This window comes from Vibrio olivae (assembly GCF_042428525.1).
Classification (GTDB): Bacteria; Pseudomonadota; Gammaproteobacteria; order Enterobacterales; family Vibrionaceae; genus Vibrio; species Vibrio olivae.
In genome coordinates, this window is record NZ_JBHMEP010000100.1 from 1 (window position 1) to 567 (window position 567).

The following is a 567-nucleotide window of genomic DNA, read 5'->3' on the forward strand; positions in this document are numbered from 1 at the left end:
TGTGGAGGAAGTTTCCGATCAGGCCGAAACGCCTGCCCCTGCTGCGGAGACAGCAGTCAAGCCGGTGCGCAGGCGTTCCACAAAGACTGTTTCCACCGGAGAACATGAGGCTGATGCCCCGGATTCCTCCACTCCCGCCCTGGCGCCGCAGCATTCCGCCACGTCCGCAGAATCTTCTTCCGGAGAAGCTGAGGAAAAGAAGCCCAAGGTGATCCGCCAGCGGTTCGTGAGAAAGAACCGTGCGCAGGATGCGGAGGGAAATCCCGATGCCGCACCTCCTGCCATCAGGGTGGTGCAGGAAGGGGCGGCGGACCTGTCCGACGAGTCTTCCCGGGAACCCCAGAGAGGGAATGACCAGCAGCGCCAGCGCTTTGACCGGAACAACCGCCGCAATAACGACCGTTTTAACAAAAACCGGAACAACCGTCCCGACAACCGCAACGGAAATTATAATAACAAAAACGGGAACGACCGGTTTAAAAATCGCCGGAATGGCAATTTCCAGGACAATCCCTCCCCCCAGAACAATGCTCCGCGGGAACTGGGGCCACCGGAACCGGTGGACGG

The 567-nt window shown here is 59.6% G+C and carries 1 pseudogene; it reads left to right on the plus strand.

What is annotated here, in order from left to right:
- Window positions 1–567 (plus strand): annotated as a pseudogene (locus ACFFUV_RS23715) (hypothetical protein); the annotation flags it as partial.